12 protein-coding genes are annotated in these 15,067 nt (G+C 65.3%); 8 read left to right on the top strand and 4 right to left on the bottom strand.

Going from position 1 to position 15,067, the window contains the following annotated elements; all coding sequences use genetic code 11:
- Positions 1–3: 3 nt before the first annotated feature.
- Both BMI85_RS10795 and BMI85_RS10790 read right to left on the bottom strand, forming a co-directional pair.
- Entirely contained in the window at positions 4–849 is an 846-nt protein-coding gene (locus BMI85_RS10795) for a fumarylacetoacetate hydrolase family protein (RefSeq protein ID WP_078601301.1), read from the bottom strand.
- A gap of 60 nt (positions 850–909) precedes the next feature.
- Entirely contained in the window at positions 910–1,239 is a 330-nt protein-coding gene (locus tag BMI85_RS10790) for a DUF202 domain-containing protein (protein WP_246832542.1), read from the bottom strand.
- Positions 1,240–1,869: 630 nt separating this feature from the next.
- On the opposite strand from BMI85_RS10790, the gene BMI85_RS10785 reads away from it, so the two are divergent.
- The 7 genes from BMI85_RS10785 (at position 1,870) to modC (ending at position 9,146) form a co-directional block, all read left to right on the top strand.
- The gene (locus BMI85_RS10785) at positions 1,870–3,444 is read left to right on the top strand and encodes a cbb3-type cytochrome c oxidase subunit I (RefSeq protein WP_244176647.1); all 1,575 of its coding nucleotides are present in this window, start codon (positions 1,870–1,872) and stop codon (positions 3,442–3,444) included.
- Positions 3,441–4,094, top strand: a complete 654-nt coding sequence (locus BMI85_RS10780; protein WP_078601300.1) for a cbb3-type cytochrome c oxidase subunit II — start codon at positions 3,441–3,443, stop codon at positions 4,092–4,094. The genes BMI85_RS10785 and BMI85_RS10780 overlap by 4 nt, the downstream gene beginning before the upstream one ends.
- Positions 4,095–4,110: 16 nt before the next feature.
- Positions 4,111–5,391, top strand: coding sequence for a c-type cytochrome (locus BMI85_RS10775; protein ID WP_168174778.1), 1,281 nt, complete (start codon positions 4,111–4,113; stop codon positions 5,389–5,391).
- Positions 5,388–6,488 carry a c-type cytochrome gene (locus BMI85_RS10770; RefSeq protein WP_078601298.1) on the top strand — a complete coding sequence of 367 codons (1,101 nt, stop codon included), beginning with the start codon at positions 5,388–5,390 and terminating at the stop codon, positions 6,486–6,488. The genes BMI85_RS10775 and BMI85_RS10770 overlap by 4 nt, the downstream gene beginning before the upstream one ends.
- Positions 6,489–6,628: 140 nt before the next feature.
- Positions 6,629–7,378, top strand: coding sequence for a molybdate ABC transporter substrate-binding protein (gene modA, locus BMI85_RS10765; protein ID WP_078601297.1), 750 nt, complete (start codon positions 6,629–6,631; stop codon positions 7,376–7,378).
- Entirely contained in the window at positions 7,375–8,070 is a 696-nt protein-coding gene (gene modB, locus BMI85_RS10760) for a molybdate ABC transporter permease subunit (protein WP_078601296.1), read from the top strand. The genes modA and modB overlap by 4 nt, the downstream gene beginning before the upstream one ends.
- A complete protein-coding gene (gene modC, locus BMI85_RS10755; protein WP_143595071.1) occupies positions 8,070–9,146 on the top strand; it encodes a molybdenum ABC transporter ATP-binding protein in 1,077 nt (358 codons plus the stop codon). Before modB ends, modC begins: the two co-directional genes overlap by 1 nt.
- 6 nt (positions 9,147–9,152) lie before the next feature.
- On the opposite strand, the gene putA is transcribed toward modC, so the two are convergent.
- Positions 9,153–12,572: a bifunctional proline dehydrogenase/L-glutamate gamma-semialdehyde dehydrogenase PutA gene (putA, locus tag BMI85_RS10750; RefSeq protein ID WP_078601295.1), complete on the bottom strand. Its 3,420-nt coding sequence runs from the start codon at positions 12,570–12,572 to the stop codon at positions 9,153–9,155.
- Between the two features lie 114 nt (positions 12,573–12,686).
- Between putA and BMI85_RS10745 the strand changes: the two genes are divergently transcribed.
- On the top strand, positions 12,687–13,154 hold the full coding sequence (locus BMI85_RS10745) for an Lrp/AsnC family transcriptional regulator (RefSeq protein WP_075774978.1): 468 nt from the start codon (positions 12,687–12,689) through the stop codon (positions 13,152–13,154).
- 198 nt (positions 13,155–13,352) lie between these two features.
- On the opposite strand, the gene BMI85_RS10740 is transcribed toward BMI85_RS10745, so the two are convergent.
- Positions 13,353–14,873, bottom strand: a complete 1,521-nt coding sequence (locus BMI85_RS10740; protein ID WP_078601294.1) for a bifunctional UDP-sugar hydrolase/5'-nucleotidase — start codon at positions 14,871–14,873, stop codon at positions 13,353–13,355.
- Positions 14,874–15,067 lie beyond the last annotated feature (194 nt).

The raw sequence follows: 15,067 nt of genomic DNA, 5'->3' as shown, positions 1-15,067 counted from the left end.
GGATCAGGCGTCGGCCACGACCTCGGCGCGCTGCTTGCCCAGACCTTCGATCTCCAGTTCCACCACGTCGCCCGGACGCAGGAAGCGCGGCGTCTCCATGCCCATCGCGACGCCCGGAGGGGTGCCGGTCGAGATCACGTCGCCCGGATGCAGCGTCATGAACTGGCTGAGGTAGCTCACCAGCGTCTTCACGCCGAAGACCATCGTCTCGGTCGAGCCGTTCTGCATCACCTCGCCATTCACGCTCAGCTTCATCGCCAGCTTCTGCGGATCGGCCACGGAGTCGCGGGTCACCAGATACGGACCGAGCGGGCCGAAGCTGTCGCAGCTCTTGCCCTTGGTCCACTGGCCCGCGCGATCCTTTTGATAGCTGCGCTCGGAGACGTCATTGGCGAGCACGAAACCCGCGACGTAATCCATCGCATCTTCTTCCGAGACGTATTTCGCGGGCTTGCCGATCACGATGCCCAGCTCGACCTCCCAGTCGGTCTGCTCGGAGCCGCGCGGCAGCACGATGGGATCGTTCGGCCCTTGGATCGCGGAGGTGGCCTTCATGAAGATCAGCGGCTCGGGCGGCACCTGCGCACCGGATTCCGCGGCGTGATCGGCATAGTTCAGCCCGATGCAGATCATCTTGCCGATCCCGGCCACCGGCGCGCCCAGACGCGTGCCCTCGGGCACGACAGGCAGCTCCGACGCATCGAGCGAGCCGATCGCGGCCAGTCCGTCATCCGAGAGCACCGCGCCCCCGATATCGGCAACCTGCCCCGACAGGTCGCGGATCACGCCCTGATCGTCCATCAGCCCCGGTTTCTCGGCCCCGATCAGCCCATGACGCAGAAGTTTCATGTGATGTCCTCCTTCATTTTGGCGGCATCAAGCCCGCGCAGCGGCGAAGATGCAAGGGCGTCAGCGGACATGCAGGATGAAAATCCCGAGTAGAACCATGAGCGCGATCACCAGCGCGAAGAGCAGAAGATCGGGCCAGTTGGTACCTTTTTCGTCCGGCGCTTCCTCGGCGTCGATCAGGGAGCGCAGCATCCGCATCCGCACGAAGGCGAGGATCACAACCACCCCGCCGCTCAGCACCATCGCAAGATCGGACCAGCCGGGAATATCCGCCCGGGTCAGCTTTGCGGCGGTCAGCCCGACGCCGACGATCGCGATGGCCGTGCGCAGCCAGGCCAGGAAGGTCCGCTCATTCGCGGCGTGGTCTTTGAAATTCTCCTGCGAAGACACTGTGATCCTGCCTTTCCATCGCACCTGTCGCGGCGTGTCGCGGGCGTGCCTGAATGGCCGCCCTTCGCGCCGCTCGTGCATCGGAATCGCCCCGAGGCCCCGGTCGGTTCCCGCGTCCCGAAAATCGGCGCGCAGCCCTTGCCCTTGGAACTTCGGCCCACGCTTCAACCCGTCTCACGGCAAACGTGAGGCACGGATCACGCATTCGTTGCCCCGATCAGCACCGCGGGAGCACATTGCGAGTGCCCCAAAGACGGATTTCCGCGTTAAAAATATGACACACCCGGACGCGTGCGCTTTCCGCGCAGGAAAGCATGCCGCAGGGTCCGTTCAACCAAATTCATCATCGCGTGAGGTGAGGTGGTCGCGCCCCCGTGACTGCATCATCCTTAGCGTTCGCGAACATACGGCCCCGCGCCACATGGTCGTGATCGTCCCTGCGCGGGCGTCGGCGCGCCCGACATCTGCAAACATATGCATGTTTGGAACTGATCACGCTGCCGTGCATTGTTCGTGAAAGAGACATGAAAACAAACCGACCAACCGGGCTAAAGGGAGAATGGAACAGTGACGAGCATCCACGCGTCGCACCGGCTCGGCCCGGGTCAAGTCTGACACCGGAGCCAGCCTATGCAAATCACCGAAACGCTCGGCCTGCTGCTCGCGCTCAGCTTCGTCATCTCGCTTCTGGCGTTGACGATCCTGATCTGGGCGATCGCGAACAAGCAGGTCCACACGCCAGACGCCGATGACGCGCGGACCATTTTCGAGCCCGGCGAGGGCGCGGATATCGACTATCCCGACAAGCCCCACCATTTCGACACCGCCCGCAGCGGCATCGATGCGAACTCTTCCAGCGTCGTGATGTGGCTCATCGCGGCGGCGGTGTTCTGGCTGATCTACGGCTCGCTGCACGGGCTGGCCGCCTCGCTGGAACTCCACCTGCCCGACCTGATGTCAGGCACCGCGCAGATGACCTTCGGGCGGATGCGCACGGTGCACCTGAACTCGGTCGCCTATGGCTGGGCGAGCCAGGGCGGGCTTGCCGCCGTGTGCTGGATCATCCCGCGCATCTTCCGCACCAACCTGCGCATGACGGGCCTTCTGAAGGTCGGGATCGTGCTGTGGAACATTGGTCTGGCGGCTGGCGTTCTGGCCATCGCGAACGGCTGGACCGACGGTCTCGAATGGCTCGAGATCCCGTGGCAGATCGACATCATCCTCGCCGCCGGCGCGGCGTGCTTCGTGGCCCCGCTGATCGCGACCGCGAAGAACCGCAACGTCCATCACATCTATGTCTCGGGCTGGTACTTCCTCGCAGGCGTGCTGTGGTTCCCGGTGCTGTTCATCGTCGCCAACATCCCCGGCGTCCATCACGGCGTCGAGCAGGCCACGATGAACTGGTGGTATGCCCACAACGTGCTGGGCCTGTGGCTGACGCCGCTGGGCGTGGGCACGGCCTATTACTTCATCCCGAAAATCATCGGTAAACCGGTCTATTCCTACGCGCTGTCGCTGGTGGGCTTCTGGGCGCTGGCGCTGTTCTACAGCCAGGTCGGCATCCACCACCTGATCGGCGGCCCCGTCCCCACCTGGCTGGTGACGCTCTCGGTCGTGCATTCGGTGATGATGTTCGTCCCCGTCATCGCGGTGGCGATCAACCAGCACGTCACGGTGGCGAGCAACCTCTGGGCGCTCAAGGAGTCGATGCCGCTGCGCTTCATCTCCTTCGGGGCGGTGATGTACACGCTGGCCTCGTTCCAGGGCTCGATCGAGGCGCTGCGCTCGGTCAACACGATCACCCACTTCACCCATTACACGGTGGCGCACGCACACCTAGGCGCCTATGCCTTCGTGTCGCTGGTGCTGATGGGCGCGATCTACCAGATCGTGCCGCGCGCAACGGGCAAATACTGGCCCTTCCCGCGCATGATCGCATGGCACTTCTGGCTGAACGTGATCGGCTTTGCCGTCTACTTCTTCTCGCTGACCATCGGCGGCATCCTGCAGGGCCTCGCCCAGCTCGATGCGACCAAGCCCTTCGCCGACAGCGTGATCCTGCTCAAGCCCTATCTCGAAGGCCGTTCGCTCGGCGGCGGGCTGATGACGCTGGGCCACGTGCTGCTGGCGATCAACCTCATCGCGATCGGCTTCGCCAAGAAGACCCGTGAGACCGAAACCGAAAACATGGTGGCTGCAGAATGAACCGCTATCTTCCTCTCGCAATCACGGCGCTGGCGATCCTTGCGCTCGCGACCCTGTTCCTGGTGATCGCGCCGGGCATGCAGATCAGCGCGCAAGGCCCGTCGCAGGGGCTCAAACCCTACACCGAGGCCGAGGCGCGCGGACGTGCCGTCTATGTCTCGATGGGCTGCCTCTACTGCCACTCGCAGCAGCCGCGCTCGCTGGCGCAGGCCCCCGATGCCGAACGTGGCTGGGGCCGCGCCTCGGTCGCGGGCGACTATGCCTATGACGACCCCCATCAGCTGGGCACGATGCGCACCGGGCCGGACCTGATGGATATCGGCGACCGCCTGCCCTCGCAGGCCTGGCAGCTGACCCACCTCTACCAGCCCCGCACCATCGCGAGCTGGTCGATCATGCCCGCCTATCCCTACCTCTTCGAGCATAAGGACAAGGCCGAGCCCGACGATGTGGTGGTCAAGCTGCCCGCGAAATACGCGCCCAAATCCGGTGTGATCGTGGCCAAGCAGGATGCGCTCGACCTCGTGACCTATCTGCAGGGCATGAAGCGCCAATACGCCCCGCCGAAGGACGGTCTGCGCGACAACGGCTACGCGCTGATCGCCGAAAAGCAACGCGACGCGACCGATGCCACCACGGCCTCGAACTGAGACCAGGGAGACAAGAATGACCGATAAGAAACCCGATCCCCGGCGTCCCGACGAAACCTTCGAGCCGTTCGAGGAAACCCGCCGCATCCCGTGGCCCGTCTATTCGATCGCGATCGCGCTCGCGATCTGGGGGGTGATCATGCTGGTCCAGACCAGCACCGCCGTTCAGGTTGCCGACAAGACGCAAGAAGAGGTGGCCAAGGAGGATAGCACCAAACTCGCTCAGGCCGCGGCCCCCGATCTCGACGCGGGCAAGACGCTGTTTGCCGACAATTGCGCCACCTGCCACGGCGATGCGGGCGAAGGCGTAGCCGGCGCCTTCCCTCCGCTGCACGGCTCGGATGTCGTGAAGCTGGGCGGCGCGAAAGCCGTGACCCATATCGTGATGCGCGGCATCGGCGGCAAGCTCAACGTCAATGGCGATGGCTATGAGGGCCAGATGCCCGCCTTCGGCTCGGTTCTCAGCGACACCGAGATTTCCGAAATCGCGTCCTATGTCGCGACCGGGCTCAATGACGACGCCAAGACCATCAGCGCCCCCGAGGTGGCCGATATCCGCAAGGTCGCAGGCGACAAGGACCCGTTCGATGGCGGAGCCGGGCTTGCCGGGCTGATCAACGACCTGCCCGCGCAGCCGAACTCCGAAGCGGCCGATCAGGGCGCCGATTCCGAGCGTGTCGCGCAGCTTGTGGGCAAAGGCACCGATACCGTCTGGGCCTGCGCAAGCTGCCACGGCGACAAGGGTGAAGGCATCGAGACCGTGCCGCGTCTGGCGGGTCTTCCGGCGCCCTATCTGGCCAAGCAGCTGCATGACTTCCAGAGAGGCACCCGGTTCAACGACTCCATGGCCTATGTCGCCAAGGGTCTGACCGATCGCGAGATCGGCGAGCTGGCCAATTACTACGCGAGCATGAGCAGCCCCTCGGGCGCGAAACCGTCGCTGCAGGGCGATCTCAAGCGCGGCGCGCAGCTCGCCAAACAGGGCGACTGGTCGATCGGCGTTCCGGCCTGCTTCACCTGTCACGGGCCCTCGGGCGTCGGCGTCGCGCCGAACTTCCCCGGGATCGCCGCGCAACAGCCCAGCTACGTCGCGCATCAGCTCGCGATGTGGGCAGGCGGCGCGCGCCATAACTCGCCGCTCGGCCTGATGGCAGGGATCGGCAAGGCCCTGAACGACTCCGATCGCCGCGCCGTGGCCGATTACCTCGCCTCGCTCGCCCCGATGCCGGCGATGGACAAAACCGAACTGGCCGCGATGGAGAGCAACATCCCGGTCCGTGAAGGAGTGGATCAATGAGTAACAAGCACCCGTCCGATATCCCTCCGCGCGGGGAGACCAAATCCTCCCGCGGGCAAACCGTGCTGCGGGCGATCCTCGCGGTGGGCGGCGGCCTCGTGCTGGTCGTGCTGGGCTCGCTCCTCGTCGATTTCGGCCTCGCCCCCAGCTGGCTGACAGGCGCCACCCGCGACCAGAGCGAAGCCGAGACCGCCGCGGCGCAAAGCGGCGGCGACGGCAAGCAGGCCGCGCTGTTCCAGCCGCCTGCGGAAAGCACCATCCCCGATGACGATTTCGGCAAATCGGTGCGCCGCGGCATGGCGATTTTCAACGACACGGGCACCAACGCGCATGACTTCGTGGGTAACGACCTGTCCTGTTCGAACTGCCACCTCGATGCGGGCCGTCAGGCCTATTCCGCGCCGATGTGGGCCGCCTACCCGGTCTATCCGAAATATCGCGGCAAGAACAAAATGGTGAATACCATGGAGGACCGCATCAAGGGCTGCTTCACCTATTCGATGAACGCGCAAGGCTCGCCCTCGGGTGGCCCGCCGCCCTATGGCTCGGATGTCTATCGCGACCTGCAGGCCTATTTCTTCTGGATGTCCAAGGGGCTGCCCACGGGCGAGAAACCGGAAGGCGCAGGCTTCGGCAAGATCGACAAGCCCGCGCAAGAGCCCTCGCGCCAGCGCGGCGAAGAGGTCTTCGCTCAAAACTGCGCGGTCTGCCACGGCGCCGACGGTCAGGGCCAGAAGGACATCAACGGCAAGGTCGTCTTCCCGCCGCTCTGGGGACCGCATAGCTTCAACTGGGGCGCGGGCATGCACAAGGTCGACGCAGCCGCTGCCTTCATCAAGCACAACATGCCGCTGTCGGAGCCGAACAAGCTCAGCGTGCAGGAAGCCTGGGACGTGGCCGCCTTCGTCGACAGCCATCCGCGCCCGAACGACCCGCGCCAGATCGGCGACGTGACGGTGAAGGACGCCTTCGACAAATGGCACCACAAGCACCAGGGCTTCTACGGCAAGAAAGTCGATGGGGAGCTGATGGGGCCGGGCTACCCTTCGGGCGATCAGGCCTCCGTGCCCGCGCAAAACGAAAACTCGGGCGGCTAAGCCTTTCCCTTAGACGACCCGAACGGGCCGGCGCAGCGATGCGCCGGCCCATTTTTTTGCGCCCCAATCGGCTCTCCGTGCGCTTGCCTTTGGCGGCCCGCGCTGCAATATGTATGGCGGAACATATCGAAGGAGGCCCCATGTCCCTGCCCCGCATCCTCGCCCTTGCGCTGATCCCGGCGAGCGTCGCGCTGCCCGCCAGCGCCGAAGACGTCACGATCTTCGCCGCCGCCTCGATGAAGACCGCGCTCGATCAGGTGGCGAAAGGCTGGGAAGCCCAGACCGGCGATGTGGCGCATATCTCCTACGCGGGCTCGGGCGCGCTGGCCCGTCAGATCGCCGCCGGGGCGCCCGCCGACATCTACATCTCCGCCAATCCCGGCTGGATGGAGACGGTCGCGAAGACAGGCCGCATCGAGACGCAGGAGGATCTGCTGGCCAACCACCTCGTGCTGATCGCCCATGACCCGAAGGCCGCGCCGGTGACGATCTCGCCGGATCTGGACCTCAAAGCGCTCCTGCAGGGTGGCAAGCTCGCGATGTCGCTGGTGAACGCGGTGCCTGCGGGGCAATACGGCAAGGCGGCGCTGGAGCATTACGGCCTCTGGACCAAGGTGGAACCCGAGGTCGCGCAGGCCGATAACGTACGCGCGACGCTCGCGATGGTGGCGCTTGGCGCAGCACCCTATGGCATCACCTACGCGACCGATGCCGTGGCCGAGCCGCGCGTGCATGTCGTGGCGACCTTCCCTGCGGACAGCCACCCGCCGATCCGCTACCCCGCGGCCCGCCTCACCGAGAGCGACGCGGCCAAAAGCTTCTACGCCGAGCTGAAATCCGATGAAGCCGCGAAAATCTTCCACGAGCAAGGCTTCGAGACGCTGAAATGAGCTGGCTGTCGCCCTCCGACTGGCAAGCGGTTGTCCTGTCGCTGAAAGTGGCAGGCTGGGCGACGCTGTTGTCGCTGCCGCCGGGGCTGTTCGTGGCCTATGCGCTGGCCCGCTGGCGCTTTCCCGGGCGCAGCCTCGTCAACGGGCTGGTGCATCTGCCGCTAATCCTGCCGCCCGTCGTCACCGGCTACCTGCTGCTGATCGGCTTCGCGCCGAACGGGATAATCGGGGCGGCGCTGGCGAAGATCGGGATCACGGTGGCCTTCTCGTGGCGCGGGGCGGCGCTGGCTGCCGGGATCATGGCCTTTCCGCTGATGGTGCGCGCGATCCGGCTCGCGATCGAGGCGGTCGACCCAAAGCTGGAACAGGCGGCCTCAACCCTCGGGGCTTCGCGCATCGCGAGTTTCGCAACGATCACCCTGCCCCTGATCCTGCCCGGCATCCTCGCGGGCAGCATTACCGCCTTCGCCAAGGCGATGGGCGAATTCGGCGCGACGATCACCTTCGTGTCGAATATCCCCGGCCAGACCCAGACCCTGCCGCTCGCGATTTATTCGCAATTGCAGGTGCCGGGCGGCGAGGCGGATGCCGCGCGGCTGGTGGTGATCTCGGTCACGCTCGCGCTTGGCGCGCTGTTGGTCTCGGAATGGCTGGCGCGACGGATCTCGGCGCGCATCGCGGGGCAGAACTGATGCTGGAAATCTCGCTCAGCCATCGCCTGCCCGCGCTCGATCTGGACGTCGATTTCACCGCGCCCGAAGGCGTGACCGCGCTGTTCGGCCCGTCCGGCGCGGGCAAGACGACGGTGGTGAACGCGGTCGCAGGGCTGCTGCGTCCCGACCGGGGGCGGATCGTGGTGAATGGCGAGGTGCTGCTCGACACCGAGGCCGGGATCTGCCTGCCGCCCCACAAGCGCCGCATCGGCTATGTCTTTCAGGACACCCGGCTTTTCCCGCATCTGAGCGTCAAATCGAACCTGCTCTACGGGCAGCGTTTCAACACGTCCAAGACCGCGCCGGAGTTCGACCGCATCATCGAGATGCTCGGCCTCGGCGCGCTGCTGGACCGCCGTCCGGCCGCACTTTCGGGCGGCGAGAAGAGCCGTGTCGCCGTGGGACGCGCGATCCTGTCGAACCCGCGCATGCTGCTGATGGACGAACCGCTCGCCGCGCTGGATGCCGCGCGTAAGGCGGAAATTCTGCCGTATATCGAGCGGTTACGGGACGAAGTTAAACTTCCAATTCTCTATGTCAGCCACGCCCCCGCCGAGGTCGCCCGGCTTGCGACTTCGATCGTGCTGATCGAGACCGGACGCCTGCGCGGCTTCGGCCCGGCGCGCGAAATCCTGTCTGACCCGACACTTGCCCCCGCGCTCGGGCAGCGCGAAGCAGGCGCGGTGATCTCGGGCCGGGTTCAGGCGCAGGAGGCCGATGGGCTGGCCCGGATCGAGACCGCGGGCGGGCCGGTTCTGCTGCCCTATCCGGCAGGCCAGCCCGGCCAATCGCTGCGGCTGCGCATCCATGCGGGCGACGTGACGCTGGCGGTGGGTCGCCCCGAAGGCCTCTCGGCGCTCAACATCCTGCCCGTCACGGTCGCGGAGCTGCGCCCCGCCGATCCGCCGAGCGTCTACGTGCGCCTGAAGATGGGCGACGAGCATCTGCTGGCCCGGCTCACCACCCGCTCGGTCGAGGCACTTCGCCTGACCGAGGGGATGGCGTGCCACGCGATCATCAAGGCGATGTCGGTGGCCTCCGAGGATGTGGGCTAGCGGGGTTTACCCCGCCAGCAGCGCCGCGTTGCCGCCCGCCGCCGTGGTGTCGACGCACAGATGCCGCTCGTGGAGGACATCGGCCTTCTGCACCGCGCCGGTGGTCAGCGTCAGGATCGGCCCTTCGCGTTTCGCCAGCGCTTTCACAAGGGCGCGCGTGTCGTGGCCCCACCAGATGGCACCCGCGATATCCTCAAGGGTCTCAAGAACTTCCGGGGCGATCTTGCCATCGGCCCCGACGGCCACGCCGCCCAGCTTCTCGACCGCCTTGATCTGCGCGACCTGCGCAGCCTCGCCCGGCCCGAGGCACAGGATCGGCCCGCGCGGATAGCGGCGCAGCGTGTTCGCCTCGCCCGTCGGCCCCGGCAGTGCCAGCGCCTCGAGCGGCTCGCTCGCCTCGGCCTTCGCCGCCGCTTTCGCCAGCTTCTTGCGCAGCGCATCGAGATCGGCCTTGTGGCCCCATTCGCCGTTCTTCGACGACGCCTCGGGCGCCATCGCGAAGCGCGTGAGATACAGCGGGCCGCCCGCTTTCGGACCCGTCCCCGACAGTCCCTCGCCGCCGAAGGGCTGCGAGCCCACGACCGCGCCGATCTGGTTGCGGTTGACGTAGAGATTGCCGACATGCAGCGCGTCGGAGACCTCCTGCACGCGGTTGTCGATCCGGCTGTGCAGACCCGCGGTCAGCCCGTAGCCGGTGGCGTTGATCGCGGCGAAGACCTTCTCGATATCCTCGGCGCGATAGGTCGCGATATGCAGAACCGGGCCGAAGACCTCACGCTCCAGCGCCTCGATGCCGGAGACTTTCACCAGCGTCGGCGCGATGAAATGCCCTTTGGACGGCACGTCGAGCTTGTGCAGCACGCGGCCCTCTTTCTCGGCAGTCGCGATATAGGCGGCGATGTCTTCCTGCGCCTCGCCGTCGATCACCGGGCCGACATCGGTCGACAGATACCACGGATCGCCCAGCGACAGCTCGTCCATCGCGCCTTTGATCATCGAGATCAGCCCCTCGGCCACGTCTTCCTGCACATAGAGGCAGCGCAGCGCCGAGCAGCGTTGACCCGCCGACTGGAAGGCCGAAGCGATGATGTCGCGCGTGGCCTGTTCGGGCAGAGCGGTCGAGTCCACGATCATCGCGTTCAGACCACCGGTTTCCGCGATCAGCGGCGCGGTCGGATCGAGATTGTCGGCCATCGACCGGCGGATCATCTTCGCCGTCTCGGTCGAGCCGGTGAAGGCGATGCCCGCGATCTTCGGATTGGACGACAGCGCCGCGCCCACCGTCTCGCCCTGACCGGGCAGCAGTTGCAGCACGTCGCGCGGCACACCCGCCTCATGCATCAGGCGCACAGCGATGGCGGCAACGAGCGGCGTCTGCTCGGCCGGTTTCGCGATCACGCCATTGCCGGCCGCGAGCGCCGCCGAAATCTGCCCGGTGAAGATCGCCAGCGGGAAGTTCCACGGGCTGATCGCCGCGAAGATCCCGCGTGCGGTCGGGTCGCTCTCTTCGGCCTGCGCCGAATAGTAATGCAGGAAGTCGACCGCCTCGCGCAATTCGCCCACGGAATCGAGCTGGCTCTTGCCCGCCTCTTTCGCGAGCACCGCGAAGAAGGGTCCGAAGTTCTCCTCGTAAAGCTCCGCCACGCGACGCAGGACGGCGGCGCGTTCGGAAACCGGCGCAGTCCAAGGACGTGCGGCGTCGATGGCGGCCGCGACACAGGCCTCGTCGGCCTCGGTGACGCGGGCCACTTCTTCGCCGGTCGAGGGGTTGATGACGGCCACGGCCGCGCCCGTCGCCTCGCCCGCCACCAGCGGGCCCGCATCCGGGATCGCCACATTGCGGGCGGCGTCGATGCGCGCCAGCGTGCCCTCGTCGGTCAGATCGAAGCCCATGGAATTCTCGCGGGACTCGGCGAACACCTCCGAGGGAAGCTTGAGCATCGCCGAGCGTTCGGCATTCGCAAGCTGCACGAACGGGTCTTCCGCGATGGTCTCGGGGGCCACGTCCTCATCGACGATCTGGTGCACGAAGGAAGAGTTCGCGCCATTCTCCAGCAGGCGACGCACCAGATAGGCCAGCAGATCGCGATGCGCGCCGACGGGGGCGTAGATACGGCAGCGGGTGCCTTCCTCGCGGTGGACGATCTCGTGCAGACGCTCGCCCATGCCATGCAGGCGCTGGAACTCGTAGGGACGGCCCTCGGCCATCTCGAGGATCGCCGCGACCGAATGAGCGTTATGGGTGGCGAATTGCGGATAGATGCGGTCGGTGTAGCTGAACAGCTTGCGCGCATTGGCAAGGTAGCTGACATCGGTCGCAGCCTTCGTGGTGAACAGCGGGAAGTCCGGCAGGCCTTCGACCTGCGCGAGCTTCATCTCGGTGTCCCAATAGGCGCCCTTCACCAGACGCACCATGATCTTGCGGTCGAGCTTTTCGGCCAGCGCGCCCAGCCAGTCGATCACGAGGCTCGCGCGCTTGCCGTAAGCCTGCACGACGACGCCGAACCCGTCCCAGCCGGCAAGCTCGGGATCCGACAGAACCTCCTTGATGATCTTGAGCGAGATCACCAGACGGTCCTGCTCTTCGGCGTCGATATTGAGGCCCATGTTCCCGGCCTTCGCGGCCTTCGCCAGATCCTTGAGCACCGGCACGATTTCGGCCATGGCGCGCTCTTCCTTGGCGACCTCGTAGCGCGGATGCAGCGCCGAGAGCTTCACCGAGATGCCGGGATTTTCGGCCACGGGGCGGTCCTTGCAGACCTTCGCAATGGCGGCGATGGCGTCGGCGTAATCCTTCGCGTAGCGCTTGGCGTCGCGCGCGGTGCGGGCGGCCTCGCCCAGCATGTCGTAGCTGTAGGTATAGCCGCGATCTTCGAGCTTCTTGGCGCGGCTCAGCGCGTCCTTGATCGTCTCGCCGAGAACGAACTGGCGGCCCATCTCCTTCATCGCGCGGCTGACGGCGGCCCGGATTACAGGCTCACCCAGACGGCGCACGGCACCGCGCAACACGCCTGCCATGCCGGGCTTTTCGTCTTCCAGCACGCGGCCCGTCAGCATCAGCGCCCAGGTCGAGGCGTTGACCATCGAGGACGACGCCGTGCCCATATGCTTGCCCCAGTCGGACGGTGCGATCTTGTCTTCGATCAGCGCGTCGATCGTCTCGGCATCTGGCACGCGCAGCATCGCTTCGGCCAGACACATCAGCGCCACGCCTTCCTGCGTGGACAGGCCATATTCCGCGAGGAAATGCTCCATCAGCGTCGGTTTGGCTTCGGTCCGGATACGGCGCACCAGCTTCGCCGCGCGGGCAGAGATCTGCGTGCGATCACTCTCGCTCAGTTCGGCCTGGCCCTTCAGGCGCTCCAGAAGTGCGGCTTCATCGGCGAATTTCGCCTGCGTTGTGAACTGATCGAACGTGTCGCCCATGCGATCCTCCCTTAAATCTGATTGTCCGATATTATGCGATTTCCCCTAGGCGATTGGCTCAAAGATTTGCTAAGCGATGGTCTCTAAGACTTATTTTTGGAGACTCCGCAGCCCATGAGTGAAGAGATCGATGCTATCGACAGGCGAATCCTCAACGAGCTTATCGCCGATGCACGCCTCCCCGTGGCTGAGATAGCGCGCAGGGTCGGCTTGTCGAAGACGCCGGTAGCCGCGCGCATCCGCCAGATGGAGGAAACCGGGCTCATCAAGGGCTACCGGGCGATGATCTCGCCGATCAAGCTGGGCCTGACCCATGTCACCTATATCGAGCTGAAATTGAGCGATACGCGCGAGACGGCGCTGAAGGCGTTCAACGCCGCGGTGCGCGCGATCCCCGAGGTCGAAGAGTGCTACATGATCGCCGGGGGCTTCGATTATCTGGTGAAGATCCGCGCCCGCGACATGGCCGATTACCGGCGGATCATGTCGGAGGAGCTGTCCACCCTGCCCCATGTCCATTCCTCCTCAAGCTATGTCGCGATGGAGACCGTTGTGGAGGCGAGTGCGCCGCCCTTGGAGTAAAGCAACGCAGGGCAGCGCCCGATCGCCGGGCGGGCGTTCCTCGCCATGTGGTCTGCACTTAATCGCAGCCAAATCCGGATAACCTCGACCCGCGCGCTTAGCCCTCCAAGCGCCCGCCCGAGGCTCGGGCGCGGCCCTCAGCGCAATAGGAAAAGGCGGCAGATTTCCCCGCCGCCTCTCGATCCGATCAGGCCGAACTCACTCGCCCTGTTTCTTAATCCGCCCGTCGAGCTTGGGCGCAACCGTGCCCTTGTTCTCGACATAGGTCATCACGTCATTGGCCATCAGGTTGCCGTTGCCCGCGTTCACGATGACCTTGCCGCCGCCAAGCGCGCCATACCCATCGCCGCCGCCCAGCATGTAATCGTTGGTCGCGACCTTATAGACCTTGTCCTTGTCGAGAGGCTGACCGCCCACCTCGACCGAGACCACGCGCGACCCGGCCGGCGCGCTCGGATCATAGACCACGCTCATGCCCGAGATCTGCGGAAAGCGGCCCGCGCCGTTCTCGACCTGGCTGAAGCCGTTCTCCAGCGCGCTCAGGATCTGTGAGCCGGGGATCTCGGTCACGACCGTCTTGTTGCCGAAGGGCAGCTCGGTCAGCACGTCCTTGCGGGTGATCTTGTGGCCCGCGTCATAGGTCGTATCGCCCCGGATGCCGCCGCCATTGATCAGCGTGACATCGGCCTTCGTCGCATCGCGCAGCGCATCGGCGATCAGATCGCCCATCGTGCTCTCCTGCGAGCGCACGACATTGCGCCGCGAGTCCAGCTCGGTTTCCGACGTGCCGATCTGCTGGCCGAGATTGTCGTCGAGCTGCTTCTTGAACCCGTTGACCAGATCCATCGATTCCGGGTCCGGCGTGACATTCGCGGTGTCGATCCAGCGGAAATTCGGGGTCCAGCTGATCTTGCGCTTGCCGTCCTTCTCGGAGATGTCGACGGTCAGATCGAGCGGCTGCAGATAGCGCGCGTCGATCGAGGTCTCCACGTAAGCGGTGATCCCGTCATAGAACATCGCGTTGAGGTGGTCGTCGCCCGACATGATGACGTCGAAATCCTGGCTCGCGATCAGCTTGCGGTCGTTCGACTGGTCGGTCTGCACGACGCCGATCACCAGATCCGCACCGTCCTCACGGGCCTTCTTGGCGGCCGCGATTGCCGTGTCGACGGTGGGCTGGAATTTCAGATCGCCCGAATTGGCGACCTCGGGCGTGGTGTCTTGGGCCACCGGCACCAGCGCGACCTTGAGCCCTGCGATCTCTTTCATCATTACGCCGCCAAGCCCCTGAATGGGCGAGCCGTCAGCTTGCGTGATGTTGATCGCGGCCCAGGGGTATTTCGAGCCTTCCATCTTCTTCTCGAAATTCTCCGGCCCGAAATCGAACTCATGGTTGCCCGGCACCGCGATGTCGAAAGGCACGATATTGGTCAGGTCGATCGTGTTCTGGCCTTCGTCGATCCCCGACAGAAGCGAGGGCGAGAGCATGTCGCCATCGAAGACATAGAGCGTATTCGGATTGTCCGCCCGCTCCTTCTTGGCGACCGCGTTGAGCCGCGCGAAACCGCCACGCTCGCCATCGCCGTCGAAATTGTAAATATCGCCGACCCCGAGGATCGTGAGCTTCACCGTCTCGGCCTGAATAGGCCCGGCGGCCAGAAGCCCGGTCGAGGCGGCGCCCAGCATGAGGGCAGCCAGACGGCGCTTGAAATCGGACATTTCGGTCTCCCTGCGGAATAATCTTTTTTCATAGACCCCGAGCGGCCGCAGTTCCCGGCGCGCTGGGGCGTGAAAGAAAGATTAGCCGCACTCCGCCACGGCGCAAACCGATAGTCGGATGACCTTGCGTTCTAATGAAAGGCAGCGCCTGTTTTCGCGTCACTTCGCGGGCGGTGGAAGAGTGGCGGTGGAAG

The sequence above is a fragment of the Thioclava sp. DLFJ4-1 genome (assembly GCF_002020145.1).
GTDB lineage: Bacteria > Pseudomonadota > Alphaproteobacteria > Rhodobacterales > Rhodobacteraceae > Thioclava > Thioclava sediminum.
The sequence above is the reverse complement of the archived record's forward strand: the minus strand, read 5'-3'. Positions and strand labels throughout refer to the sequence as shown.

Bases quoted from the DNA above. Each gene is read 5' to 3' on its own strand.
- BMI85_RS10745 (WP_075774978.1), top strand. From the start codon at position 12,687: ATGAGTGAAGAGATCGATGCTATCGACAGGCGAATCCTCAACGAGCTT.
- modA (WP_078601297.1), top strand. From the start codon at position 6,629: ATGTCCCTGCCCCGCATCCTCGCCCTTGCGCTGATCCCGGCGAGCGTC.
- BMI85_RS10775 (WP_168174778.1), top strand. From the start codon at position 4,111: ATGACCGATAAGAAACCCGATCCCCGGCGTCCCGACGAAACCTTCGAG.
- modC (WP_143595071.1), top strand. From the start codon at position 8,070: ATGCTGGAAATCTCGCTCAGCCATCGCCTGCCCGCGCTCGATCTGGAC.
- BMI85_RS10770 (WP_078601298.1), top strand. From the start codon at position 5,388: ATGAGTAACAAGCACCCGTCCGATATCCCTCCGCGCGGGGAGACCAAA.
- putA (WP_078601295.1), bottom strand. From the start codon at position 12,572: ATGGGCGACACGTTCGATCAGTTCACAACGCAGGCGAAATTCGCCGAT.
- modB (WP_078601296.1), top strand. From the start codon at position 7,375: ATGAGCTGGCTGTCGCCCTCCGACTGGCAAGCGGTTGTCCTGTCGCTG.
- BMI85_RS10795 (WP_078601301.1), bottom strand. From the start codon at position 849: ATGAAACTTCTGCGTCATGGGCTGATCGGGGCCGAGAAACCGGGGCTG.
- BMI85_RS10740 (WP_078601294.1), bottom strand. From the start codon at position 14,873: ATGTCCGATTTCAAGCGCCGTCTGGCTGCCCTCATGCTGGGCGCCGCC.
- BMI85_RS10780 (WP_078601300.1), top strand. From the start codon at position 3,441: ATGAACCGCTATCTTCCTCTCGCAATCACGGCGCTGGCGATCCTTGCG.
- BMI85_RS10785 (WP_244176647.1), top strand. From the start codon at position 1,870: ATGCAAATCACCGAAACGCTCGGCCTGCTGCTCGCGCTCAGCTTCGTC.